Consider the following 25,959-nt stretch of genomic DNA (forward strand, 5'->3'; position numbering starts at 1 on the left):
ATGGCGAACCGCCCCCGCAATCAAACTGAAACCGTGATCGATCGGCGATCAGACGTTCAGGACGAACGCATCGAGCGGGTCGCGCGCCTGCTGATCTGGGAGGGCCGTCTGTCGCGTGCTCGGCTGATGGAGCTGTTCGGGTTGAGTGGAACCCGCGCTTCGGAGTGGCTGAAGGAGTTCCGCGAGGCGCGACCGGATTGGGTGGAGTGGGACAGCAGACTGCGCAGCCTTGTGACGACCCGCGCCGCCTATCGTGCCATCGAGAAGAGTGAAGCGGCTGCTGTTGAACTGATGGGTGGGGCCGAGCCTGACATCGGCGTCCTGGACGGCGACTCCGCCCTGATCTTGCCGTGGGACTTCTCGCGGGTATCGCCCTACATCTTTTCGCGACTGCGCCTAGCGATCAAGGACAACGTGCGCATCGGCTTTAACTACTCGTCAATGAGCCGCCCCTCTGTCCACGCCCGTGTTATCGAGCCCCACTCCATCATCCGGGCCGGTCGCCGCTGGCACGTCCGTGGGTACTGCGTCGAGCGCCGAGATTTCCGGGACTTCGTGCTGGGGCGGATGAGCGACGTGCTACTGACCGAGCAGGCCAGCAGCCATCGCAGTACCGATGACGCGAAGTGGAATCGCTCGGTGAAAGTGCGCCTCGTCGCGCATCCGGCCTTGTCAGCGGAACAGATTCAGCTGGTCCGGCGGGAGTACTTCGCCGGGATGGCCGCGCGCAGCACGACGTGCCGAGGCCCCCTCGTCCCCTACTTCATCCAGGAGCTTCGAGCCGCTACAGACATAGAGCGGCAGTTGCCTCCTGACTATCAACTCGCACTCGACAATAAGGAGGAGTGCAAGGAATGGTTGTTCCCGACTTAGCAGAGAAACTCAGACAGGAAGTCGTCGCTGAGCGCTACGCACCGCTGTTCAGGGTGCTGCCCGAGCGGCTGTTCGCGCCGTTGGCGTCGACGAACCGCATGCGGTACTGGACCCTGCTATGCGCGCTGCATGCGCGCAGGTTCGGTCCCGAAGCCCCGCTGCCGCCCAGCAACGGCTTCACGATGACCGACATCGTGCGCGAGATTGTCCAGGAGCTCCAGGACATGGGAGCCTGGGACGAAGCAGACGACGGCTTTGGCGCACTTGCCTCGGGCACGCCACTGAACACACAGGCGCTGGCGATCTTTCACCGCCTGAAGGACTGCGGATGGATGCGGGTGGACAAGGTCGGCGTGCGCGACATGGTCACCATGGCACCCGCCGTCGCCCAGTTCGCGACGCGGCTAATCGAATTTGCGCATACCGGCCCTGTCTTCGTCGCCGGCAAAGTGCGAAGCATCGAGGCCAACATCAAGCTAGTGTTGGAGGAAGGCGCGGACGGCTCCACGCTGCAGGAGGCAGCCCAGCAGACCCGGGCGTTGATGGAGCATGTCCGGGTCGCCGGCACCAGCGTCCGAGATCTGATGACGGAACTGAGCGGCCAGCAGTCCACCGGTGAGTTCGTGCGGCGCTTCTTCGAGGACTTCGTCGTTAAGATGTTCATCGGCGACTATAAGGAGTTGCGAACCCGCGATCACCCGTTGTCGCGTCGGCAAGAGATCCTGGCGATGGTCGAGACCATCCAGTCCAACGAGTTCGTCCGCAACCGGGTACTTGCTTGGTACGCCAGCAAGCGTGCGCCCGGCGACGAGCTTCGAGCCAAGGCGCTGCTGCAGCGTGACATCCTCAAGATCGAGGAGCTGTCGCGCATCGACGAGTACCTGGACCGCCTTGATGAAGAAGTGCGCCGCGCAACCCGCATGGCGATGGCCTTCCTGGACTACCGCCTGCGAGCCGCCCGTCCACTCGAGGAGCTCATCGACCACGCCATCAAGGCCGTCACTGAATGCGATGCGGAGTACGTTTCCGCCACTCCCTTCCCTGCCGAAGAGGCCCTGTGCGGCGAGCGCCTGATGCTGCCGAAGGTGCCGATCGAGCGCGCGCCGCCCAGGGCCCTGCGCAAGCAGGTGATGTCACCGACTCAGGAGGCACGGGCGCGGCTGCAGCTGAAGGCGCGCAATCGTCGCCTCATGTCACCCCCCATATTGGCAGACCTGATCCGCCGGCAGCTGAACGGCCGCGAGCGTATGGCCAGCACAGAGTTCGACGTCGGCTCGATCGAGAACGTTAGGGCCTTCCAGTCGCTGTGCACGGTGTCTGCCGCGGTCGGTTCGAACAGCGCGCAGCTCAAGGCCAACGCCCGTCTGACAGTTAACAAGTTCAAGATCCTGCGTACCGGCGTCGACGCCGTGCCGAGTGAGATCAGTCATGTGGCCTTCGATATCGCGACACCCAAGGAGGGAAAGAAGTGAGTTTCTGGACCCAGGCAGAGGAGGCGACCAAGGGCGTCGTTCGCGAAGAGGATTTCGAGGCAATTGCCTACCGGCTCATCTCGGAGCAGGTGCTCTACCAGGTCGACCGCAGAAGTCGCACGGCATACGGCCTCGTCCGCGAGTTCCACGCCGAGTTCAAGCGGGCCCTGGCACCGCTGGGCATCGTGCTGCGTTTCAACACCAACCTGCGCTACGTTTGCGCGATCCCCTCGCACATCAAGCAGCACGCCACGGTCGAACAGACCCTGCTGGCGTTGGTCTTGCGCAAGATCCATGACGAGGAGTCACGCATCGCGAACCACAATGAAGACGGCGAAGTGGAATGCGACCTAGTCACCTTGGGGATCAAGTACCGACAGTCCACGGGTGGCCGCGAACTTCCATCAGGCACGCGACTGCTGTCGCTGATCACGAGCATGCGCCGATGGGGCATTGCCCGCTCAGAAACCGATGACCGCGCCGTCGTCGCGGCCAGCGTGGAACAGCCTTATGTGATCCTCATTCGTCCCGGCATCGTCGAGGTACTTGGCGAAGCAGCGCTTGAGCGCCTGGCTGCGTGGGCCTCTGCGAAGGGCACCGATCCGCTGACAGAGGCGCATGCCGGGGCAGGCGGAGCGGACACCGAAGAGGATGGGGAGGACTTCGATGTTTAAGCTGATCCAGATCAAAGTCGTCAACTTCTACCTCTACGAGGCGCGCCAGGTCGAGGTCGGCACGATCACCGGAATCTTCGGGGCCAACGGCAGCGGCAAGTCCTCCCTGCTCGACGCTGTGCAGACCGTCATGTTCGGCGGCAACTTCAGCCGAGGCAGCGGTGCCGTCTACAACGCCCAGGCCGACGAAGGCAACAGCAACACGCGCACCTTGCGAAGCTATTGCCTCGGCGAACTGGACAAGTCCGGCCATGGCCGCGCCCGCGACGAGGCCACGACCTACATCACACTAACCTTCCTCGACGACGAAACCCGGGACATGGTTTCAGCGGGCATGTGCATCGCTGCGAGCGCGACCCGACCGGACCATGAGATCCTGGGGCGCTACCTCGTCCCATTCGATCTCTCGCTCAACGATCACCTGGAGATGGTTGACGGCGAACCCTACCCGCGCGACTGGCCAACGTTCCGCCAGCAACTGGTGCGGCGCCCCCTGCTCTCGGCTGCGCCGGACGAGGAGTTCCTATTCGCGGACGCTGGCAAGTTCCTCAATGCCATCCTGTTCCGGCTGCGCGGCAAGCGCAGCCTGCCGCGCGCGGATGCGTTCCGTCAGGCCTTCCGGTTCGCCTTGCGCATGAAGTTCGACCATTCGGTCGACGACATCATTCGGCGCCAGGTGCTGGAGTCCCGGCCGACGAAGACCAAGGCATTCCTGGACATGCTGCGCGGCTTCAAGGAACTGGCGGCCAAGGTGGCGGCCATCGAGCACAAGTTGGCCGAAGCCCGGAAGCTGGAAGAACATTTTGAGCGCGCCGCCTCGGAAGAGCGCAAGTCCATCACCTGGAAGGCCGTCGCGCTGCAGGCCTACCACGAGCTCGCAAACGTCGCGGTGACCCGTGCCGAGGAGGATGAAGGCAAGGCGGCGGTAGCGCTCGACAGCGCTGAGACCGCCAAGTCAGGGGCGATCCAGCGGCGCGACGAGCTCCAGCTGCGGGCAGCATCGGCGGCGACACACCGTGACCAGCACCAGGCGCACGGCCAGAGCGTTCACCTCAACGAGTCGATCGCATCGGCCAGGGCCCGCGCGGATCAGCAGCGGGGCGAGATTCGTGCGACTCTCGAAGGCCTGAAGCGCGCGCTTGGCACGCCCGTCATGGGCAAGGCCGTCCCCGACTGTGACGAGAAGCTCAACATCGCGCGCCAAGCGATTCAGGGATTCCTCGACCGAGGCAGTCTCGAGGATGGCGAAGCCCTGACCGTGGTGGTCAGGCAAGCCTGCCGAGCCGCCAAGGTGCTGAGCAACGAAATGCTCAAGGAAATGATGGATGTCGCGGCGCAGATCCGGACGCTGGAGGGAGAGCAGAAAGAGGCGCAGGAGAACCAGCGCCGTATTGCGGCCGGCAAGCCGCCGCTGGACTCGTCCGTGTCGTCCTTGCAGCGCCGCCTGTCTGAAGTGGGTATACAGTCCACGCCAATCTGCGATCTCCTCAAAGTGACCGACGCAGACTGGCAACCCGTCATCGAAGCCCAGTTGGGCCGCGTCAATGTCCAGGCACTGCTCGTTGAGCGGCGCGACGAGCGCGAAGCGTTCAACCTCTACCGTTCCACACAGATTTACGGGGTCAAGATCGTTCGTTCCAGCACTATCCGCGACCTGGGACCGTTGACGCCGGGCTGGGTGGCTGAGCTGGTGACCGGCTCGGATCCGCGCGCGATCTCGTTTGCCCATAAACACCTTCGCTTCATGCGCGCGGACACTGTGGACGACTGCATGCGTCACAGCTTTGCGCTGACCACCGACGGGATGCGCATCGCCGATGGCGACCTCGATCGCATCCAGCCGGTCTCGCCGATCATGCTGAAGATCGGTCCGGACATGAGCAAGATGCGTGAGGCCGTCGCCAAGCGCCTGGACGAACTGGCCCGCGACCTTGCCACGCGCAAGCAGGAGGAGGCACAACTCAAGGCGGGCATGGGGCTGCTGAGCCTCTACGTCGGCGACGAGAACGAGAACGCCGCCGCGCTGCAGCGCTCGGCGTCAAGCTTGGTTGCGGAGCAGACCAGCCTTGCCGACTTCGAGCAGCGCCTCGCCGCGCTCGATACCACCGAGTACCAACGCCTCAGCGAGGCCGCAGATTCGGCGCTTGCCGCCGTGAACCTCGCCAACGAGGAAGTTGCCGCTGCGAGCACCCGCGTCGGCGGCGCAAAGACCTTCCACGATCAGAAGCAGGAGGCGACCCAACGCCGTCGCGAAGAGCAGGAGCAGGCGGGCCATCGCGCCGATGCAGCCCGAACACTGCCTGGCTACGACAGCGATTTCGCATCCGTGCAGTGGGATCGCCTGTTAGAGAGGTTCGGCGAGGACTTTGGCGCCATCCAGAACGCTGCCGCGAGCAGTGAGCAGAATGCCCAGAGAAACTTCAACGAAGCCCGCAACAAGGGCCTGCTGGGCTTCGGTGCCTTCACACTCGAATTCAATGAACAGCATGTCCAGGAGCCGTCCCAGGATTGGCGCGCCGCCGCCGAATACATCAGCCGACACGTGATCGTGCTCAACGAAACGGGCCTGGCGGACCGGAAGCAGGAAATGGCCCAGGCAATGGACGCGGCCAAGAGCACCTTCCGTAGCAACGTTGCACTCGACCTCAACGAGCACATCACCTGGCTGGAGGCAACCATGACCCGCATGAACACGGCGCTGGCGGCCGCGCCGGCCTTCACCAATGGCGAGCGCTACCGGTTCAAGAAGGAGACGCGGCCGGCCTTCGAGAACCTGCTGAAGTTCATTAAGGACGTGGCGGTCCATGGGCCGGTCGACGACCTGCTAGGCGGTGCTGGAGAGATGCCACTGGCATTCGACGAGCTCCTGAAGGACAAGGTGGAAGCCTCACGCGCCGTGAAGTCGCCGTTGGACGACTACCGCGAGTTCTTCGACTTCGACGTCGAAGTACTTCGTGAGTCGCCCGGCAATCCGACGCCGATTCGTGTTGGCCTGCTGAGCCAGCGAGTGCATACCGGCTCGGGCGGGGAACATCGTGCGCCGCTGTATGTCATCGCCGGTGCCGCCGTCGCTTCAGCCTACCAGCTGCAGGCCGGAGACGACAGCGGCCTGCGCCTCATCTTGTTGGATGAGGCGTTCATGAAGATGGACACGCGCAACATCACGGCCACTATGCGCTACTTCGAAGAGCTGCGGCTGCAGGTCCTGATGGCCAGCACAGGCGAGGCCCTGGGCACCCTCACGGCCTTTCTCACCGACTACTACGACATCATGCGCGACTCGGATTCGAACATCGTGGTGCTCGAAGGCCACCAGATCAGCCAGGAGGTCCGCGACCTCTTCCGTTCGGACTTGCCCGAGTTCAACCCGAACCTGATCGATGAGGAGCTTGCGACCATGTACTCGGCCAAGCCCCAGGCGGGATCCGATGGCTCCGCGCCTGCCGCAGCGCCATGAAGGAACTCGCGAGAACCGCCCTCAAGCAGCTCCTCCGCCAAGCAGACCGGAAAGTGGCCGGTGTCGCAAAGAAGATGCCGAGCTTGACGGCCCGCCATCTGAAGGACTACCAGGCGTTGCGGTCCCTGTCCGAGAAGGAGGAGTTCGACGCATCCCTGAAGCATGCACAGGCTATAGGGGCGATCCGTCTTTACTGGCCGCCAGGCAACCGAGACGGCTTCATCGAGCGTGTCGATCTGGTCGATATCGCCAAGCTCGCCGGCCTGCTGGAAACCGAGACCGCGTCAACCGTGGTCAGCGGCGCCGCCGAGCGACTCCGGGTCTGGCATGCCGAGTTTCCCGTGCTGGCTGAGGTCGTCGAGCGATGGGCCTCGCTGAAGACCGTGCGGGGCAGCGGACCGCAGGACTGCGCGGACTGGACGGACGCCTGCAAGGCTATTGGGTGGTGCCGTGCGGTCGTCAGTGGTGGAAGTCTCGAGACCGCGCTGCGAGATGCCAGCGCGCGCATCTTCAGGAACAGCAAGCGCCTGGAAAAACTCGTGCCAGAAATGGACGTGCTGCTGACCGGTAGCATCGACGGAGAGCCGCGCGAGCCCACCGAGGTCCTGCAGGAGCTGGGTCTCTACAAGGAGCCGCAGCCTGTCCGACTCGCTGGCAAGGTCGTGGTCCAGCGCTCGCGCGTGACGGCAGTCCTCGACACGCCCTACAGCGCACTCCCGGCCGAGACCATCCTGAGCCTGGCTTCCGTACCGGCCAAGGTGATCACGATCGAGAACCTCACGACATTCTCAGCACTTGCCCGGACATCGAGCGAAGCCGAGGACCTGTTGATCTACACCGGCGGCATGCCTTCCCCCAGCTGGAGTGCCATGTACGACCGCCTGCTGGCTTCACTTCCTGCCGACGTGCAAATCTTTCACTGGGGCGATGTCGATGAAGGGGGCTTCCGGATCGCAGCTTTCATTGCCCAGTTGGCGCGTGCCCGGCACCGGCCTCTCAAGCCCTGGAAGATGAAGCCTTCGGAGGTTCCCGAGTCCCAGCGTCGCGATGCTTCGGGGAAAGTCATTGAGCACATGGGGCGTTACGCCCAAGCCGCAGGTTGGCATGACGTCGCGGCCGAGATTCTCAAGCATGGCTTCGTGGCGGAGCAGGAAGGATAGTCTGCGCGTCGTCTTATCAAAACGAGCCATGGACTCTGTGTCAATTTCACTCGCTTCGGCGCTCCACGCCTTAGAGATGTCTCCCTAAAGGTGTTGACGAAGCTCTTGACCATTCCACTGCTTTGCGGGCCGCATACCGGCGTATTGATTGGCTTCAGCCTCCAGTGACTTGGCAAGCCGGCACGACCGCCTCTCCTGCGCCAACAGCTACCAGCGCACCTTCGCGCTCCAGCCATGGCCAAGTAAACCGCAGGCTTGCTGAAACGCCTTCCTGGCGGGGCACGAGCGAGACGCTCATGCCGGGTTCATACGCCTTGCGAACCAAGGCCATCTGCGCTGGTCTCAGATGGTGACCTCAATCGTCTCTGTATGCATAGTCATATGTACAGTCCTATGTCTATCTCAAAGATAAGCGATGGACCGTGTCCGGAGATTCAGGAGGCTATCTCAGCAGCGCCTCTGCACTCCCAGCAATTACTGACCAATTGAAATTGAGCAGTTCATCGTCGATATGCTGCTGGTGCCGACACCAAATATGCGGACTCGGTCTTCTTGTTTTTCGACGGTGGCTTGGACTGTGCATCCGCTTCAGGCTGGAGTGAGGCTCCTGGCTCCCCGGGTTCGGCAGCCGCCGCGGGCTCTCCGACCTTGGTGTCCAGCATGATCTGCGGCAGCTTTGTGCAGTATAGGACGCGGATTGCAACAGGCTTGTCGACTTGAGGCTGCTCGGCGAGCATGCGAGCCTCTTCGAGCTTCTCTGATAGAAAGCGTCGTTGCAAATTCACGCGTTGTGCCCGACTCGCATTTGCCACCGGATAGGGCTGCAAAACGGGGGCTAGATCCTCGGTCAAATCCTCCAGAAAATATCCGATTTTTTCGAGGAAATCCGGCGGGCACCGCTTGTGCCGCAAGGCCGCTTCGACGAGGTGCACCAGCAATTCGCCGAAGGCACTCAACTGGATTTGGAGCCGCGAAATTCGCTTAAGGAGCTCCAAGGTCATCAGGATCGTGGACTCGAAGTCGGCGTCGCCCGAAGCCAAATTGCGCTTGAATCGCTGCATTCCCCACTGCACGTAGGTACCGCCCTGAAGCAGCATCCATATGAAATCACCTGCCGTCAGGGCCACGAAGACTCTGTTGCTCAAGAACATCTGCGTGGTGGCCTTGGCGCTCTGGACCGGGTTGATAGCTCCCGCATGCACTCCGTACATCAGTAGCGCCTGCGGCCAGACGCCGGGTATTTGGGCCGTCTGCTTCAGCAACGCCCGCAGTCGGCCATCCAGGGTCAGCAAGATGGCCTGGTTAGCCTGCGCCAGCAGTAGCAGTTCCAGCTCTTCGTGTTGCAACACGTCCGCCAGCCCCTGGAAGTCTTCGGCCACAGGCAGCTCGCCATAGGCCGGCTGCACCGTACAGTACTTATCGACCACGGCCAGCATCGCATTGGCGAATTCAATCCGTTTTTCGCGGTGTCTTTCTTCCAGCTCAACGACCGCTATACGGCCCTCGATCTCAGTTGCCGTCCCCACGCTGCGCCGGTCTCTATCTTCAGTGAGCCGCGCTTCAAGGATTTCTTTGGTCACTGGGGTGATGAGAACCTTCGGGAGCAGCCCCAGCAAATCCTGAATCCCCAGATTGACCAACTCCGCAATAGTCACGGAATCGACGACGTAGGTTGCATCCTTTCGGGCAAGCAGTTCAAGGGCCTCTTGCCGCTCTTCTTCCGTTCCTGCTGAAGTGAAGATGGCTGGTCCCTCGGCCGGCCATCCAACAGCCACATCAACGGAGGAACTCCCATTACGGTGCGAGAAGCCACCCAGGGTCATTGCGCCTCGGCCATAGTGCTCAAGCAGCTCCTTCGATACCTCGGTGGACCGCTTGAGTTCCGCAAGCAGGTAAGCGAAGTCCCTTTCGATATCGCCCGATGTTCCAATAGGCACCGATTTCATGTTCGGCAGGCCACTTAGCGAGTGTGCGCGCTCTTGGGCCAGGTGAAACATGCGACGATATGCCGATTGAATCGCGGACACCTTAAAGCGCTTCACTCCCCCGAGTGCTTGCGTCGGAACGTCCACGGCTTGTTCTAGCTCAGCACCGAGCAGCGCAATGGCTTCCTCGGAGGCCGGCGCAAAAAAGCCTTCCCGCTTCGGAGCATCCGCAACATGGTCCGGGTCAATGATGATTTGGAAGGTGTTGCCCTGCTCATCTACCAACGTCACCGCGCTGCCCACCACCACAGTAGGTAGCTCGTCATTCATCAAGGGCAAGTCGGCCGGACCCATCACGATGGCGAGGAAGTAGGTCGACAGTGCTTCTGCTTCGTCAAAGTTGACGCGTGCCGTGCGGTACAACCGGCGCAGCCCCCGCTCCGGCTCGCCATAACGCAGTTCGAATGAGCTTAGCTGGGCCAGGGTGCGAATGGAGCCGTCAAGGTTCTCGGGCACGTCCCTAAGGTCGACCTGGAACTGGGCCGGAGTCGAAGCATGCAAAGCAACGAGAAGCTTGAACAGCCAACTTTTGGCAAGAAGCGGCGCTTTGCGAACCTGCGCTTCCGCCAGTGGCTGAAGGAACGTCCAGTCACCCGCTTGCTGCCCGAGGTCAATTGCCAGGCTGCGCGTGTCGTCGTTCTCAATCCACTCCAACGGTAGACGGCTTAGCAAATCCTTGGCCTTGCGCCGATTGTGAGAGCGCACGTAGCAGGACAGGAGTCGGTTTTGCAATTCAGAAAGCTTCCCAGATGGGACCAAGCGCGCATACCAAATCGCAGCCTCGGCCCATTGGTGAGCGCTGTAAAGCAGTTCGGCCAGCATCAGCTGGTCGGGATCAGGGCTATCTACTGTCACGAGGGCTCTAGCCCTGCCGACGACTGCCTCGGCTTCCAACACACGCCCGGCGCTCTTTAGTACTCGGGCCGCCACGCAAGCGGTGATGAAACTTCCCTGAACGGCGATGTCTGCAGCCAGTATTTCCTGGACGGCGATATCCATTGCGCCCGCGCGATTCAATGCTTCCCAACGTAGGGCTGTCAGGATTTCCACGGTCTCCGCGTGTGCCGGAGTCAATGCCTTCGCAGCCTCAGCTGCGCTGGCCAGCAGGTCTACAGCACCTTTGCTGGCGGCGAACTCGCCCAAGGCAACCAGAGCTTCGGCGTTGAATTCGGCAAGCCGCTCTTGTCCTAGCGCCTGCACTTCATCCAACCGGTGCAATTCCGACAGTGCACTCACCCGCGTGCGCAGCAGTTCAGGCGTCTTAACGCCGTGAGCGTCCGCTTCGATGGCCAGGTCCAACGCGTCCTGAAAGCGGCGCTGTAGCAGGAGTGCATATCCCAGATGGCCGGCTGTTTCGGGCACAGCATCAGACTGGATAGGCCATAGACAGTCATGCCTAGGTTCAAAGAGCTTGACCGCGCTTTCCAGGGCTTTCAGCTCGGCCGGGGGCAGCGCACTGAACATCGCGCCGATGGGCTGCTTAACACCCCATTCAACCGCAAGCCGAAGAGTCGTAGCCCGGGTGAAGAAGCCGGCGTCCTCATGTTCCATTGCTTGGAAACTGTACATACTGGCGTCTTCGAACTTGCCGCAGGCCTGGGCGGACATGGCCACAAGTTGAAGTACATCGGGCTCGGCCCGCAAATGGTTTGGCACCTCATCGAATATGAGGGTGTCGCCTTTGACCATGCGAACGTTGGCCACGATGAGCCAAACCTGCTGCGACAGAGGAAACCGCTCCAGCGCCTTGGCGCCTGCGGCCAGGGCCTCATCAAGATGGCCTTGCAACATCAAGCCACGAACTTGTGCGGCAGCGAGCCGATCATCGTCAGGGTACAGCGCGAACGCTTTCAGGAAGTGCTCGGCGGCCTCTTTGCTGTCGTCTCGACTGAGCCATAAGGCCAGCCCTCGCTGTAAGAACCAACGGGCCTGCTGGTGGGCATCGAAGGGGGCAAAATCCTTGCCAATAGTGGCGAGATGCGTCAATGCGTCTCGGTACTTGCAAGCCTTCAGCAAGTCGTTGGTGTGGTCTAGCTGAGAGCTAATCAGCTTATCGACAGAGTCAGAGCGCGCTGGCGGCAATGCATTGCTGTGCAGCATCGCGTCCCTGGTCTCTAGCGCTAATGCCGCAATCGTCGTGAGCTGCTGCTCCTGGCGGTGATATGCAGCACCGGGCGTATGTGGTGCGTAGTGGTCCTGCAGCACGCCATAGGTGTCGACGTGGTTGGAGATGTCTTCCCAGAATTCGATTTCGACGGTGAACAGGCCCCTGGCTTCCCGCTCGTCCGAAAGCAGTTGCACCTTGTGCAGCAAAGCAGCATCAGAAAGCGCAGTCGTGGCCAACAAGAGTTGCTTGATGGGCGTTTTGAACTCATCGGCCTTGGCAACCTCCTCCAGTACGTCTTCCCACTTGACCGGCTTTAGAGTGTACTTCTTGCACTGAATGCCGATACGCCCTATGTCCGCAGATTTGACGAACACGTCCACGCCGCCTTGCTTCTGGCCGCGGCGTCCGTTCATCTTGGGATTGGGGTCCTTGAAGACGACCCCGTACACCTGAGCACACATGCGCTCGAAGTCGGTTTCGTTTTTAGGTGGGGGGATTTCGAGTGGAATGTTGTGCACGCTCACAATTTTCCCTGAATCTTCTTCTTAGCGGCCACGTTGCGCTGAAACTAAGGGCGACGTGGCAATGGCTAGCCTAAGCGGTCGCTCGCAGAGGTGGATCGGACGCCAGACATGCCCGCTTTGCGCGGTCAAGCTAAATGGGTAACCGTTGCAGTGGTGGAGCGGTTACCTGACCTATGTGCGTAGATAAATAGACCGAGTTGAACGTTAGGTAGAAAAGGATCAAGGTTTTCGATGCATACAGCATGGATCTCCTTTGTGAATCGTGTGGGGCCGGATGGTGAAGCACCTACGGCAGGTCCGCGCGTTTCTCTTTGCTGTTGAGGTTGGGCATGTCGATCGTCAGCCGCCGCGGCGATCAGTCCTCTCAACGAACTTGGGCGTTGCTCAAATTGTTGCGGACACGCATCAGACGAGGCGTTAATCCCCACCCGGTTTCCGCCGCCTCCGTGACAGCCGCCGCTGCTTTGGAGTCCAATCAAGGCAAAGGGAGGGGCTCTGCATAGCACGCGCGGACACAACCGGGCGGCATAGCAGCCTCTTGTATCAACGCCGCGGCAATCGCGGCCACTCAATATACGGGAGGTACAGCGACGTGACCACGCCAGCAGTGCAAACACCGCCAGCGACAGCAGCACCATCGGGAAGCATCACTTTGCGGTACGTCGAGCTGTGCAAGTTCCGACGCCTGGGCAAGGTTCAGTTGGACCTGGATCCACAGACGACGATTCTTGTGGGCGCCAACAATAGCGGTAAGACGGCCATCCTCACCGCGCTACGGCACTTCCTTGCTGAATCCTCACCCTTTGGCGCGTTCGACATCAGCCTATCGGAATGGCCCAGGCTGCGTGCGCTTGGCGTCAAATGGGAGGCATTGGCGGAGGATCCGGCGACCGCGACGCCGAAGGACGACGACGACTGGGAAGGCCAACTCGCTACGCTGCTGGCGGCAATGCCCACGTTGGATCTGTGGTTCGATGCCGAGGCCGGGATGTTTCACTACGTCCAACCCTTCTTGTCCAAGCTGATCTGGAAAGGTGGCGCTGTTGGCGTTCGCTTGCGTCTGGAGCCAGCCAGCGATGTCGCGTCGCTCCAAGAGCTGGCCTGGGCCTACAACTTGGCACGCCAACCCGTGAAGGGTATGAGCAGCGAGTCGCAGGCTTGGCCGATCGACCTGCTGGACTACTGGCTGCGCGAGCCCAAGAAGCTGGGACAGGTTAGGCCGTATAACCTCGACGCCGCAAACAATCCCATTCATGGGATCAAGACCTACCAGACCCAGATCTTGGCGGCTGGCGCGCAGCCAGCCGACCGCAAGCACCTTGCCAAGCTGATCCGCGTCGACTTCGTAGCCGCCCAGCGGGGCCTTGGATCGGAAGAGGCCGACTCGAAGTCCACGTCATCGTCTCATCCCGTAGGCCTGTTTTCAAACCAGCTCCTGAAGTTCGCGCGCCAGCATCTCAACGTTGCCGTGACTGGGCACGGGCAACGCGCTGATCTCATTGAGGCGGTCGCTAATGCGCAGAAGGACCTGGACCAGAAGGTTCACGATGCTTTGGCGTCGTCGGTGGCTGAAGTGAAGCTGCTCGGCTACCCCGGCCTTCACGACCCGCAGGAAATTCGGTTCAGGACGCGCATTCACACTGCCGATCTGCTAGACCACAGCACCGCCGTCCAGTACAGCATGAAGGGTGGGAGCGGTGAAGACATGCTGCCGGAGTTCTCGATCGGCCTGGGCTACCAAAACCTGCAGTCGCTTAGCTATCAGCTCGTGTCGTTTAAGACTGCGCGCATGAATCCCGAGAAGGGCTCGCCGCCGCCGGTCCACCTCGTCATGATCGAGGAACCCGAGGCTCACCTGCACGTCCAGGTGCAGCGGATCTTTCCGGACAAGGCTCACAAGCTCATCAGCCCCACCGGCGTTCATGCCAGCGCGCTGCGAAGTCAGTTGTTGATTAGCACGCATTCCAGCCATCTCGCACACGCCGAGGACTTTGATCGGCTGCGGTACGTCCGGCGGATCCCATCCTCGACGGCCCATCCGACGCCAAGCACCGAGGTCGTCGACCTGGGCGAGGTGTTCGGCGACGACGAAGAGACGCGCCAATTCGCGGAACGCTACTTTCGTGTGCAGCACACCGATCTGCTGTTTGCCAACGCCGCTCTGTTCGTGGAAGGCGTAGCAGAGCGCATGCTCGTACCGCTATTCATAGAGCTGAAGTACGAGAAATTAAACAGCCGCTACGTTTCTTTCCTAGACATCGGCGGCAGTCACGCCCACAGGCTGAAGCCCCTGATCGAGAAGCTCCGGATTCCCACTGTCGTCATCACCGACCTTGATCCGACCGAGAAGAAGGCCGGCCCCAAAGGCAAGATGCGTTGGATGGCTACGGCGAACACCGGCCAGGCTGGCCTCAGGTGCGGCAATGCCACGCTGCGCGAATGGCATCCCCAGCTGCACAACGTGGACGACTTTAAGGCGCCAACTCCTGCCCAACTCATCTGGACTGGTGCCCCGGAGTGCAAGGTGCGGTTCGCATGGCAACTGCCGGTTGCAGAGGCGGGCGGCCAATGGCCGACGACCTTCGAGGACTCGCTGATCTTGACAAACATCGATTGGTTCAAGGGGCTGAACAAGTTGGTTGAAGAAGCCGAGGTTGCCAAAGCCAGCGGCCAACAGATGGCCAATGATGATGACAAGAAGGTCAAACTACCGACCGGCGCGCTGGCTGATGCGGCGGAGACAGTTGCGGGCGCTGCCACCGCGGTCGACTTGCTGAATGACCTTCACGCTTTGATGCGCGGTTCGTTCAGCAAGGGCGATTTTGCGGCCAGCATCTTCGAGCGTGTCGCTGCCGGTGAGAACGTGACCTGTCCGAAGTACATCGCTGACGCTCTCGCCTGGCTACAGGACGAGCTTGAGCCAGCTGGGGGGACAACGCCATGAGCGGCGCCGTGGAGCCTGAAGGCAACGACCGCGACGCCGGCGTCGTTGAGGAAATTTGCGGATACCTGACGGAGCACCCCCCACGCAGCTTTTTCATGTTTGCAGGCGCAGGCTCGGGCAAGACGCGCACGCTGGTTGAAGTGTTGCGCCGGTTGACCGGCGTAGTGCAGCACGAGAATGGCGGAATGTTGGCCCACTGTCTGCGCTTGTATGGTCGATCGATACGCGTCGTCACCTATACGAAGAACGCTGTTGCGGTCATCGGCAGCCGACTGGGAAGCAACGACCTTGTTGCTGTCTCAACCATCCATTCATTTTGCTGGGAACTCATCGGAGGCTTTGATGACGACATCCGCGAGGCGCTAATCGCTGACAAGGGAGTGCAGCTCGAACAGGCCAAAGTCAAGGCAGCAGCCAAGGCGAGGGGCGTCAGCGATACAGACCGGAGAAAATTTGCCGAGATCGAGGCGGACATAGAGACCCTGAAGGGCGTGCCGACATTTGTCTACCACCCTGACAAGGACACCTACGGAGAAGGTGCCTTGCAGCACAGCCAAGTACTGGACGCAACAGCTTGGCTGCTGTTGAACCGGCCGACGCTGCGAACTATCCTGCAAGACCGCCACCCGATCATCCTGATCGATGAGTCCCAGGACACAATGAAGTCCATGCTGGAATCGTTGATGACCTTGGCGGAGCCCCGGGGCAGTGGCCTTACGCTTGGCCTCCTAGGTGATCACCGGCAGCGCATCTATATGGACGGACATTCCGACTTGCCTGGTCTCGTGCCTCCCGGTTGGGCAAAGCCGGAGTTGAAGATGAACCACCGCAGCCAGCAACGAATAGTTCAGCTCATCAACAAGATCTGGGCTACGAAGCTGGCCGGCCGTACACAGTCCACTTCCGGCGTCGAGCAGTATCACCGCACCGAGAAGGTCAGCGGCACGGTGCGCCTGTTCATCGGAAGCGCATCCCTATCGACACCAGAAAAACGTCAGAAAGAAGCCTGGGTTGCGGCTCAGATGCGGTGGGCGGCTCAGAGCGATGCGTGGGCGACGCCTGCTGGCTATCAGTCGCTCGCGCTCGAGCACAAGCTGGTTGCTGCGCGTGGCGACTTCTTGAATGTCTACACGGCGATGACGCTCATCGACCCGAACGCCGCCGCGCCGTCGGGCAGAGGTGAAAACACAGGCCCTTCGGCCGTTCGCCTAATACTCCAGGATCTTGCTCAACTCGCGGACTGCGTGGGTGCGAATGGGGTCGTCAACGACTTCGCTGCCACCGACATACTGCGACGCACCGGCTGCCTTGAGCAATTGCCTGTCGACGCCAGTCAGCGGATTGAGCGGACCGAGGAAATGTATGAGGCCATCGTGGCGTTTGGAGCGATGTGTGTCAAACCAGACGCTACTGTCGCCGAGGTCATCGCGCCCATCATCAAAGCGCAGGTCTTCAAGGTAGACGCTCGGTTGCTGCAGCAGTTTTGCGATCAGACGGCGCCGCCGGCTGCGCCGATTCCGCGCAGGGAAACCGAGACGGACGATGCGCGACGGCGAAGGGGGTGGTGCGCGTTGTTCGAAGCGCCATGGGCAGAACTGGCGCGGTACCGGCGCTACCTTGCAGGCAACTCAGAGCTCGCCACGCACCAAGTAGTCAAAGGGTCGGAGTTTACGCACGTCATGGTCGTCATGGATGACGAGCAGTCTGGCGGCAACCAGATCTCCTACGACAAACTGTTCGGATCGACCGAATTGGGAGAGCGCGATTTGGACAACGTCCAGGCCGGCAAAGAAACAACCATCGACCGGAGTCTACGGCTGTTATACGTTACTTGCAGCCGGGCCTGTGAATCCCTTGCGCTTGTTTTGTGGGCCGGCAACCCAAGCGAAGCACTGAAATTCGCGAAGGATCATAGCGGCTGGTTCGTCGATGGAGAAGTCTTGGAGATCCCTTGAGGCGCCGCATCAGGCCAGGGCCTGAACTACCGTTCAGAATCGACTCGACGCAACAACCCTCGAAGTACCTGGAAGTGGATGCAATAAGGTCATGCGAGGGATTGCCTATCGGACGGTTGCTATCGATCACTCCAACAGCAAGTTCGAGTGACTTCGAGCAACTGACTGCTGCCGTTTGGAAATACAACACTACCTACAACAGCGAAGCGACCGCCTAGCTGCTGGCCGTTGTCTCACCCTTTTGCATAGGCCTCAGCAGTGATGTCTCCAAGTTGCTCTTCATTGGGTTCTTTTCCCTGCTTCTTTGCTAGCTTTTGAAGCAACTTGATCTTGCTCTGCTCATCTTTGGGGTCTACAAGCCACTGGTCGATCGACTGACCTCGATCGTATGCAGCCAAGCAGCCTTCTTCTTTTAGAAAGCTCGGAGCACCTGATCGCCAGACCCTTGTTTCGTCAGGATTGTTGATGCTCCTGATATAGCCTTTGACTTCCCGTTTCTTGCCTGGTGTTTTGGGCTGAGAGGCCTCTACAGCCTTTACCGAAGGGGTGAAGCCAAGGGCCTTGGCGGCTTTCAGAATTTCGCTGTCGGAGTACAGATCGGTAATCGCTGGCACCCTAAGGCCGGCTTGGGTTAGCTCCGCAAACGAGATCTCTTGCTCCATGATGTCTTTCATCAGTTGCACAATGCACCGCTCTCGTTCGGCACGCGCAGCCATCTTTTTTTGGCGCAGCTGCTGGAACTCAGCTTCTTGGGCTGCATCAGTCTTGCCATCGATGTAACGGGCTGCTAGCTGCTGGTATTGCTGCTCGTCCTCTTTGCTGAAAACGGTGCGGGCTGGATGCAATGCTGTCTGTTCCATGGGTGTCTTTCTGAGATCTCGTGAGCAGGGTGCTGGCCCCTTTGTATCTGCAAACAGCTTTAATGTTACATGCGCGTACATGTTTCGAACCCAAACAGCCGTCAAGCAACTCAGCCAGGCTGGAAAGGGCACCAGTTGGTCTGTGATGAGGCATGCTGAGAAATGGATTATTTAGAAGCAGTTGAACGTGCTGAACGTGCTGTCGGACTGGTGTTCACTCGTTCAATAGCACCGCCACATGTCATCGGAGGACGATTACTTCGACCTCCGCAGCGCGGGGCGCTTTCGCTGGGGAGGGGGTGGCGTAGCTCATACCCTTGGCAGGTTTTACGAGTGGCAGTGCACACTTATCTTTCGCTAGCTGCCAATATCTCTGGGCCTCACTTCAGCTGGAACGAGTCACGTGACCGGATGGATTTCACAGCCCTTGGTGAGCGATTGCTGCTTTGCTTGGATCTGTACAAGCAAGAACAGAAAATGTTTGAGAACGGGATGAGAGATTCGCTTCGTTCAGCGTCTTTTGTTGAGAGTGCTCACTTTCGTTTGTTCCAGGAGATGCTCGCTCAGCAGGCTGAGGTCATAAAGGGCACTCAAACAGACTTGTATCTAGAGCAGTATCGCTTTGTCCGAGATGATGTTGTCCGGTTGCAAGGCTGCCTGGATGAAACGATTGGGTTGCTTCGCGGATCGGACGCAAAAAGATGCAATAAAGGTCTCTATGACGAGTCCTACAAAACGTCTATCTCTCTCCAGCGCTATTTGGGTGATCTGAGATCTGCCCACGCCAGTCTCGAGGCTTTCGCGTTTGAAATTTGCTTGGACACGCCCAAAGGCAATGCGCTGGCAGCGCACCAGGAGGCCAAGCGTGCCAGGTACCAACTGGCCAGCGGATTTCCAGAGAATTTTTTGCAGGCCTTGAAGCAAGCCTCAGCATTCATTGCGTACCTCAAAAAGGTGGGCTCTGTTGAGATCAAAGGCCATCTGATCAAGCTTTCAGCAACGACTTGGGGAGAGCCGCGCTGCACGGTGATCTTGATGGGACCTGAAGTGAGGCAATTGCTGGTGGGCCGCGCCACTTCGCACTCCCAGCTTTCGTTGATATGGGCGGATTTCATACTGGGGCCTTGGGGTGTGCTGGAGGGGCACTGGGGACGTTATATGCAAGCCCCAGGCATTCAGGTTTTGCCAGAGGGCGAGTGGTCGCTATTGAAGAAGAACACCAACGCCTGGATGGCTTTACACGGCTTTGTGGACGAAGTTTTTGTGAAAGAGCTGTCCTTCATGCGACTACGCTTGCCTGCAAGGAGGAGGGCATGGTCCAAAGGTGGAAAGGTTTGTTGACCGGCCTGATGGTGAGAGCTGGCTATCGTTGAACACGCATCTGCGATGCGTTGGCCGATGGTGTTGAACTGACTCACGGCAGCAACTGACCCATGGCTGTTGCTCGTGCCTCGTCAACCAATTTCCTGTGCAGCGGATGCTGCCGTTGCTCGTCAGCATTCCAATTCGCGTTGTCCTGCGGTAAGCAGTCATTTGCTCTGGGGGCAGCACGGAGCTTGCATGGCGGTTGTGCAGTATGCGTCATGCTAAGCGGCCTAGTGCCCCAATCAGCGACCTTAGCAGGCTGGCAACAGCATCAACGGCCTCTACGCCAAACCCATAAATGGATGGCGCTGCCTCAGCCTCAGCTGGGGGACTATCATCACAGATACCTGTCAACCCCGCCGGGAGGGCGGCCGTGAACATCGTGGCCTCAACTGCCATGAAAATAGTCGTCACCACTACCACAAACGACTCACGTGAACACCACGCAAAAAGGCGATGCGCTCGAGATCGCGGTCTTCAATTTGCTCAAGGCGCAGATCGATGCTGATCGATTCTTCGCCCGGAAGGAATGCTGCCTTATTTCCCATCGCAAGGGGTATTACTCTGAGAAGCGCAGGGCGAACATCGTCTTCGACATCTCGATAGAGATCAGCTTTCCAGGTGCCACCGACTACTCGGTGCTCGTCCTCGTCGAGTGTAAAAACTACGCGAAGGCCGTCCCTGTCGATGACGTGGAGGAGTTTTTTGCCAAGATCGAACAGGTGGGGGAGGCTAACACCAAAGGGATCTTCATTTCGAATAACGCGCTCCAATCCAGCGCGCTGAGCTACTGCAAGTCGCAGGGGATGGGCGTCGCCCGCTACTTCGACGGTCAAGATCTGAAGTGGGAGCTTCGACGAGCTGCGTCAGCAAGCTTTGTCGGCAAATCTGCTTCCGATGACCTAGAAGCCTATACGGGTCTCACACTTCCCGATTACAAGAGCTCGCTGTTTGAGCTCTACATGCAGTCCCCGTATGGTGCAACCAACTCTCTCAACACCTTTTTCGAGGAGCTCGTGTTTCATCGGCTCGCGAGGAACGACCCCTTGCGCAGACTCCCGCGCCCGCGTACTAAGCGGCCGGATACGGTGCCGTACCTGACGATCGCCGAGCTCGAAGAGATTGCCCACGACGCATTGGCGAGCATTGGCGCTGATGCCGATGTTGGACAGGTTGATCTTGAGCTACTGTGTGTACGTCACCCTGCGGCAAAGGGCCTGACACTGCTTCGCACGGCCGCGGCGCCCGATGCTGAGTCGAGCCACCCGCTTGCCCGCATAACCTTCGAGCCGCTGGTCATCGAGCTGTTCGAGATGTCCGGATCGAATTCCGGAAGGAATCGCTTCACGCTGGCGCACGAAATCGGCCATCTCCTGCTTGGCCACGGCAAGTACCTGAAGGCGGAGTGGCGCGACGATGCCGATAACGAAGGCATTGAGAGTATCCACGACGACGGCACCGCGCTCAAGCGCATGGAGATCCAGGCCAACTACTTCGCATCGTGCTTGCTAATGCCAAGGGAGAAGTTCAGGAAGGCGTTCTACGAGCAACTTCAGACTCGAGGCGTTCAGAACAAGGGGTTCGGTCCGTTGTTCGTCGACATGCAGGAGTGCAACCTCAAGAACTACTACGGCGTGACAGCCCAACTGATGACTCAGTTCGGCGTATCCAGGGCGGCGGTCACGATCCGTCTCGCTGGCATGGGCCTCATCAACGATGCCCGAAGAACCACAGCTGTTGCACCCAGCATAGTGTTGGATCATCTCTTCGAATTTGAAACTGACCTCGAATGAGGAGTGCCTAGCCGTGGCTGGCATGCAATGAATCGACCAAGGTTTTGTAGATAGCCCAGCGAGTTGAGCGCTCTGTGTTGATAGACGCAAGCACCCCCTCAAAGCGCTATAGAGCTACTAGCTCAGCAATTTTTTGTGCCGCTAAAACCTTCGCTAGCCATGCGCAGATCGGGGACGCCATTGCAACCCCTCACGTAATTCAGGGAAGAGAAGACCAAGGAACAGGTTGAACCGGGTGTTGGGGTAGTACTGGTCTTCGGGTCGACGGCAGCCCTTGGCCACAGCATCCCGCCAGACCTTTACACGTGCAGCGGCTTCAGGGCTGTCTAGCCGAGGCTTGTAAGCCTGCAGAGCCAAGTGATAGTGAACATGAAACTTGCGGGAGCTGGAGTTTTTCATGTCCCCAAGTATGGCGTTGACAACCTGCCAGACGCTGTCCACGCGATACCCCACAACCTCTTTGCGCTTCATGCTGAAAAGCCGCCATAGTGGCCGAGTCAGGATGCCCCGGTGTTCCATCACGTCAGCGCCGACGTAACCTCTTTTCTCCAGTTCACGACCAACTCGCTGCAACTCACTCTCTAGTGCATCAAGGTCTTGATCCCTGGGTGTGCCCGGATGTCGGTGATGGGGGTGGTTAGAGCTTTGCACGAAGAGCTTCTCGAACCTTTCGGCCAACTCTCTGGCTGTCGAAGTGAACAGGCCACCCTCCACACGGTTAAGCACCTGGCGTTGCAAGATGGCCGTGCCAGGATGGAACAGCCAGCGTTTACGGTCCGAATCCTCACTGAGAATGCGGCGTAGCAAGTCGTAGTTGATTGCACGGTCATCCCCTGACAGGTCCACTTCAAGGAAGGCGATGTTTTCTTCCTCAATGCGAGCCAGCCGCTCGGCGTCAATGTGGTTGGAGACGGTTATTTCAATGGCCAGTGATCCATCCCAGATATGGCCGGGGTCTCCTTTGGCCTCTGCTAGAACGTCAGGCCGGGTCCGGCCAACACGTGTCTCAAGCCGAATGTCCTTGAGGTCCAGCGTGGTGGCATCCACTTCACAGTCCTTCGGTATAAGGCCCGAACGCGAATAGCTGTCCTTCCAAGGCACCCAAATGCCTGGAACATCAAGGTAGTCCATTGTGTGGAGTATCTCTTTGGCCGTCCAGTGCAGTAGCGTTTCGCGCGCCGGTGTCCTGCCAATTTCTGGCACGGCTTCTTCCGGCACCAAGTCCAAGGCACCGAGCGCAGTTTGCCGAGCCTCCGCCGCCGCTTCCTCGGATAGTCCAGAGTCAATATCAGGGCCCATCCAGAGGCCCTCCCCAATGAGAACTGAGAGCCGTTCGCGCAGCTTCTCAGGAGCAAGCGACGCGACCAAGGGGTCGTCGCTCTGTATGTGGATGGTCGGAATTAGTGCGCCGGTGTCGGAGACCTCCAGCTTGCCAGAGAGCCGAACAATGAGCCGGCTGCCATCGTGTAGGAGCAAGACCGCCTCCACGTCGCTCGACATAACCACCTCATTTACCACGAGATGCCTGGCGGGACGCAGACGAGATGCCCTGTACTCTCGGCCAGAGAGCCCCTGCTGGGCCGCGACAACCTGGCGGGATGGCAAGTAGATTTCCTTGAGGGCCTCAAGCTCGGTCTGCAACAGCATCTTGGAGACAGCCTGGCTGCACATTCCGCTATCAGGTAGCTCCTTATGCCTGAAATGCGGAGTGATGAGTGCCTCGGGGTTGCCTGCGTTCACGGCTTCCAGACGCTCCCCACAGCCATAGCAGACGCAGCCGCACTTCAAACCCGTGCGAATGCGCGGCAGCTCGCCAACGAACCGTAGTTCCCCCGTTTCCTCTTCTTTGGCCCAGGCCATCTGCTGACGTGGTTTCTTTCTCGTACCGCTTGCCTTGTGCGCAGCGGCCGGAGATGCGTTGGATTGCTCAATTTGGATATTGGCGGTCAAGTCACCTCCCGCAGTTCTAGGGCAGCCCGCCAGAGCCGGCCTGTATGGGAACTGTACCGCTATCTCCATAGGCTGCACAAAGATGAGCGGTCCTCCGAGATTAGTGGGCTGAAACGCAGCCGTGTGCTATCGAGAGGGACGGCAATGCAACTTCATCGATGCCGGCACAAAGAAATCAAGTCGATTCCAGGGCAAAAAACAAAGCTATGTGACATGCAGCCCAGCGCACGAGGCGCCGGACTGCATGGGTCATTGCTTGTCGTAAATCATCCTTCGCTCAGTGCTCGCCAACCGTTCTCGGTCTCGCGCATGGTGATCTTGCCCTTCATCTGAAGCTGCTGCTCTTGCAGCCAGTACAGGACGTCTTGTGCCTTGGCGGCTTCGTTGCGGATCTGAAGCAGCGCCGGATATAAGAGCTTCGCGGAGCCTCCATTCGGGCACCCGGCAACGTACATGGACCAGACGCTTTCCGTCACTTGGTTGTAGATGGTGTTCTTGGGCTGGTTGCGCTCTTGCTTTTGCCGTGCTTCCTGCTCAATCGCATCGAGCGCCTGCATCTTCTGGCGCAGGCTGTCCGGCAGCGGATGCTCGTTCTCCCACTGGACCAGTGCTTTCCGATAGGCGTCTTCTTCTAGGAATCCCATCCCCGGTGGGTTGTTGAAGTTGAAGTCCTCTCGGCGGGGTGCGCTGCTGTTGTGCTCCTTGCGTAACGCCAGGATCTCGGTCTTGAGCATCGCGATTTGTTGCTGATCGGCTTTTCCTGCGTCCTCCCAGGCTTTCACCCGGTCGCGCTCCTGCTGATAGGTCTGGCGCATGCGTTTTAAGGTATCGGGGTCCTTGAGTTCGATGTCGTAGGTGAACTCGACACGGTAGCGGCCATCTTCTTCATAGCCATTGGTCTTCTTGACGTGCGTCACCTTGACGTTGTCGCAAGAGGCGAACTGGGGCTCCAGGAATTTTTCGACATCGCTGTCACTGGGGGCAGAGTTGCAGCCAGCCAGGGCCAGGGCGGTGCAAAGAAGGAGTTGCTTTTTCATCGAGAGAGGTCTCCGGTCAATGTGAAGTGGGGCAGGGCCAGGCATGGCAGTACCAAGCCTGCTTGGCTCTGTGAGCTGTGTGCCAGGATGGCTGGGCCGCGGGGCTAATGGCTGCGCCCATGGGATTCGGATCTACAAAGCAAGAAGCGATGTGCTCCAATGGAACGCATCGCTTGAGGAGGCCGCTGGGCGGCAGAGGCAGGTTGATCGGGCAACGCTTATTGAGAAATGCCCATGGTCACGTAGTTGGCCTTGCCGTCGATGACTGGCGTGGTCAGTCCCTTTTGGGTCGAGACACCGACATAGGCATAGGTCGTCTTGCCGTCCAAAGTGAACTTGTAGACCTTGGCATGCGTGATGGAGTTTTCTGCAGGATCCTCCATCCCTTCGCTGGTCAATGCCTTGGAGAAGCCAAAGTTGGGCGCATCGGGAACGCCACCGTTTTCGGTGAACACCACGGAGTCATCGGCCCGGAATTCCAGGGTGCCGGTGGGGCTGCAGTCCTCGTATTCGTTGAACACCTTGCCGTGCAACTCGCTGGTATCGGTGACGGGAGTCCAGTCCTCCGAGAGATAGGCATACTGGCCATGCTGGTTGGAGCCAAAGGCGCCAGCGCCTTGTGTGCAGTACTGTGCGATGCGATTGCCCAGCAGGCTGGTCACCGCTACAAAGGGCTGGCCTACCTGGATCACATTGCCGTCCGTGCCCAAGGACGCCTTCGATGTCAGCAGACCACGGTGGGGATCGGGCATCGACAGAACGAAATCGCCGGCCTTGGTCTTTGCGGCACCTGCACGGAAGATCGTCATGTTGGGCGTCGTGAAAGCCGTACCCGCAAAGGCCGCTTGGGTCAGAGCCTCGCCTGCCGCCACGCTGCCAGCCGCTTCCGACTGCGTCAGACCTGCAGAAGTCAGGGCCGCGCCATAGCTCTCCAGCAAATCATCACCTGCATCGCCCTTTTGCGCATGGAACTGGCTGGTCAGCGGATCGAAGCCCGCCGGCAAGGACGGCTTGCCCGGCAGGCTGGACAGAACCACCTTGAGCTTGTCCTGGGCCGTTGCCAGGGAAGCGGCATGGATCGCACCGCTCAAGCTCCCATTGGTGGCCGAGTCGAACCAGGCATCGGGCTTTTGTCCGCTCACGATGCCGACCATCAAATCCGTCAGCGGCGTGATATTGGCCAGACCCGATGCAGCCACCATGGAATGCAACGGCGTGGTCAGGGCTTGGCCATTGGCCTGGCCACCGGAGACGCGGATCACGCAAGGAAAGTCACTGCCCTTGAGCGAGGCCGACCAGGAGCCGTCCGTGCCGGTCGTGGCCGAGGCAGAAGCACCGGAGGCGCACTTCAGCGTCACGGCACCGCCCGCAATGGGCGAGCCCACGGCCGCCACGCCGCTGGCCGAGGCCGAGTTGGAGGCCGGAGCTTCGCTGCTGCCCCCACCGCCGCCGCAGGCGGTCAGCACCGCAGCCGTGACAACGCTCAGAGCCAACTGAGCCATACCTTGGTTCGAAATCTTCTTCATGGTTTCCCTCTTCTTTATGGATGTGTCTTGAATGTGAAAGCCTGCTGGAGGCGGGCCATGGGGCGGAGTAAGGATGGATGGGCGGGGTGGATCTCCATTCAAAAGACGGCATGGCACCAGGTTTCGTAACCCGTCGCTCGCTTTGGCCGAGGGCGCAGAGACTGGTGAATGGGAAAGAAAGGAGAGAGCGATAGATGCCAAGCCTTCCTTGTTGATGTTGAAGCTTTGATGGGCTTCTTATTTTTGTTTTGATGATTATATTCGTCAAAATTTGACG

Annotated in this window: 14 protein-coding genes and 1 pseudogene; 9 read left to right on the forward strand and 6 right to left on the reverse strand. The window is 59.7% G+C overall.

Annotated elements, in window-relative coordinates; genetic code table 11:
* From ACLBXN_RS03945 to ACLBXN_RS03965, 5 genes are read left to right on the forward strand one after another with little or no spacing between them, the layout of a single operon-like run.
* Entirely contained in the window at positions 1–873 is an 873-nt protein-coding gene (locus tag ACLBXN_RS03945; RefSeq protein ID WP_447611219.1) for a WYL domain-containing protein, read from the forward strand.
* Positions 855–2,345 carry a Wadjet anti-phage system protein JetA family protein gene (locus ACLBXN_RS03950; RefSeq protein ID WP_447611220.1) on the forward strand — a complete coding sequence of 497 codons (1,491 nt, stop codon included), beginning with the start codon at positions 855–857 and terminating at the stop codon, positions 2,343–2,345. Before ACLBXN_RS03945 ends, ACLBXN_RS03950 begins: the two co-directional genes overlap by 19 nt.
* Complete coding sequence (locus ACLBXN_RS03955) at positions 2,342–3,019, forward strand: DUF4194 domain-containing protein (RefSeq protein WP_234686190.1); 678 nt, start codon at positions 2,342–2,344, stop codon at positions 3,017–3,019. The genes ACLBXN_RS03950 and ACLBXN_RS03955 overlap by 4 nt, the downstream gene beginning before the upstream one ends.
* Positions 3,012–6,476: an SbcC/MukB-like Walker B domain-containing protein gene (locus ACLBXN_RS03960; RefSeq protein ID WP_447611221.1), complete on the forward strand. Its 3,465-nt coding sequence runs from the start codon at positions 3,012–3,014 to the stop codon at positions 6,474–6,476. The genes ACLBXN_RS03955 and ACLBXN_RS03960 overlap by 8 nt, the downstream gene beginning before the upstream one ends.
* Positions 6,473–7,636, forward strand: coding sequence for a Wadjet anti-phage system protein JetD domain-containing protein (locus tag ACLBXN_RS03965; protein WP_447611222.1), 1,164 nt, complete (start codon positions 6,473–6,475; stop codon positions 7,634–7,636). Before ACLBXN_RS03960 ends, ACLBXN_RS03965 begins: the two co-directional genes overlap by 4 nt.
* A gap of 166 nt (positions 7,637–7,802) precedes the next feature.
* On the opposite strand, the pseudogene ACLBXN_RS03970 reads toward ACLBXN_RS03965, so the two are convergent.
* Both ACLBXN_RS03970 and ACLBXN_RS03975 read right to left on the reverse strand, forming a co-directional pair.
* Positions 7,803–8,017: pseudogene (locus tag ACLBXN_RS03970) on the reverse strand (IS3 family transposase); the annotation flags it as partial.
* Between the two features lie 119 nt (positions 8,018–8,136).
* Positions 8,137–12,246, reverse strand: coding sequence for a PIN domain-containing protein (locus ACLBXN_RS03975; RefSeq protein WP_447611223.1), 4,110 nt, complete (start codon positions 12,244–12,246; stop codon positions 8,137–8,139).
* 658 nt (positions 12,247–12,904) lie between these two features.
* Between ACLBXN_RS03975 and ACLBXN_RS03980 the strand changes: the two genes are divergently transcribed.
* Together ACLBXN_RS03980 and ACLBXN_RS03985 are read left to right on the forward strand one after the other, a co-directional pair.
* Positions 12,905–15,196 carry an AAA family ATPase gene (locus tag ACLBXN_RS03980; RefSeq protein ID WP_447611224.1) on the forward strand — a complete coding sequence of 764 codons (2,292 nt, stop codon included), beginning with the start codon at positions 12,905–12,907 and terminating at the stop codon, positions 15,194–15,196.
* Positions 15,193–17,151, forward strand: coding sequence for a UvrD-helicase domain-containing protein (locus tag ACLBXN_RS03985; protein WP_447611225.1), 1,959 nt, complete (start codon positions 15,193–15,195; stop codon positions 17,149–17,151). The genes ACLBXN_RS03980 and ACLBXN_RS03985 overlap by 4 nt, the downstream gene beginning before the upstream one ends.
* Positions 17,152–17,384: 233 nt before the next feature.
* Here ACLBXN_RS03985 and ACLBXN_RS03990 read toward each other — a convergent pair whose 3' ends face one another.
* Entirely contained in the window at positions 17,385–18,011 is a 627-nt protein-coding gene (locus ACLBXN_RS03990) for a hypothetical protein (protein ID WP_447611226.1), read from the reverse strand.
* Positions 18,012–18,422: 411 nt separating this feature from the next.
* On the opposite strand from ACLBXN_RS03990, the gene ACLBXN_RS03995 reads away from it, so the two are divergent.
* Both ACLBXN_RS03995 and ACLBXN_RS04000 read left to right on the forward strand, forming a co-directional pair.
* Complete coding sequence (locus tag ACLBXN_RS03995) at positions 18,423–19,352, forward strand: hypothetical protein (protein WP_447611227.1); 930 nt, start codon at positions 18,423–18,425, stop codon at positions 19,350–19,352.
* Positions 19,353–19,810: 458 nt separating this feature from the next.
* A complete protein-coding gene (locus tag ACLBXN_RS04000; protein WP_447611228.1) occupies positions 19,811–21,169 on the forward strand; it encodes an ImmA/IrrE family metallo-endopeptidase in 1,359 nt (452 codons plus the stop codon).
* A gap of 153 nt (positions 21,170–21,322) precedes the next feature.
* On the opposite strand, the gene ACLBXN_RS04005 is transcribed toward ACLBXN_RS04000, so the two are convergent.
* The 3 genes from ACLBXN_RS04005 to ACLBXN_RS04015 all read right to left on the reverse strand — a co-directional run bounded on the left by ACLBXN_RS04005 (position 21,323) and on the right by ACLBXN_RS04015 (position 25,682).
* Positions 21,323–23,119: a hypothetical protein gene (locus tag ACLBXN_RS04005; RefSeq protein WP_447611229.1), complete on the reverse strand. Its 1,797-nt coding sequence runs from the start codon at positions 23,117–23,119 to the stop codon at positions 21,323–21,325.
* Positions 23,120–23,385: 266 nt separating this feature from the next.
* Positions 23,386–24,156 carry an oxidoreductase gene (locus tag ACLBXN_RS04010; protein ID WP_447611230.1) on the reverse strand — a complete coding sequence of 257 codons (771 nt, stop codon included), beginning with the start codon at positions 24,154–24,156 and terminating at the stop codon, positions 23,386–23,388.
* A 218-nt stretch (positions 24,157–24,374) separates the two neighbouring features.
* A complete protein-coding gene (locus ACLBXN_RS04015; RefSeq protein ID WP_447611231.1) occupies positions 24,375–25,682 on the reverse strand; it encodes a hypothetical protein in 1,308 nt (435 codons plus the stop codon).
* Between the last annotated feature and the right edge of the window lie 277 nt (positions 25,683–25,959).

It is taken from the genome of Comamonas sp. C24C, assembly GCF_053345995.1.

Bases quoted from the DNA above. Each gene is read 5' to 3' on its own strand.
- ACLBXN_RS03945 (WP_447611219.1), top strand. From the start codon at position 1: ATGGCGAACCGCCCCCGCAATCAAACTGAAACCGTGATCGATCGGCGA.
- ACLBXN_RS03950 (WP_447611220.1), top strand. From the start codon at position 855: ATGGTTGTTCCCGACTTAGCAGAGAAACTCAGACAGGAAGTCGTCGCT.
- ACLBXN_RS03960 (WP_447611221.1), top strand. From the start codon at position 3,012: ATGTTTAAGCTGATCCAGATCAAAGTCGTCAACTTCTACCTCTACGAG.
- ACLBXN_RS03990 (WP_447611226.1), bottom strand. From the start codon at position 18,011: ATGGAACAGACAGCATTGCATCCAGCCCGCACCGTTTTCAGCAAAGAG.
- ACLBXN_RS03965 (WP_447611222.1), top strand. From the start codon at position 6,473: ATGAAGGAACTCGCGAGAACCGCCCTCAAGCAGCTCCTCCGCCAAGCA.
- ACLBXN_RS03985 (WP_447611225.1), top strand. From the start codon at position 15,193: ATGAGCGGCGCCGTGGAGCCTGAAGGCAACGACCGCGACGCCGGCGTC.
- ACLBXN_RS04010 (WP_447611230.1), bottom strand. From the start codon at position 24,156: ATGAAAAAGCAACTCCTTCTTTGCACCGCCCTGGCCCTGGCTGGCTGC.
- ACLBXN_RS04015 (WP_447611231.1), bottom strand. From the start codon at position 25,682: ATGAAGAAGATTTCGAACCAAGGTATGGCTCAGTTGGCTCTGAGCGTT.
- ACLBXN_RS03995 (WP_447611227.1), top strand. From the start codon at position 18,423: ATGGATTTCACAGCCCTTGGTGAGCGATTGCTGCTTTGCTTGGATCTG.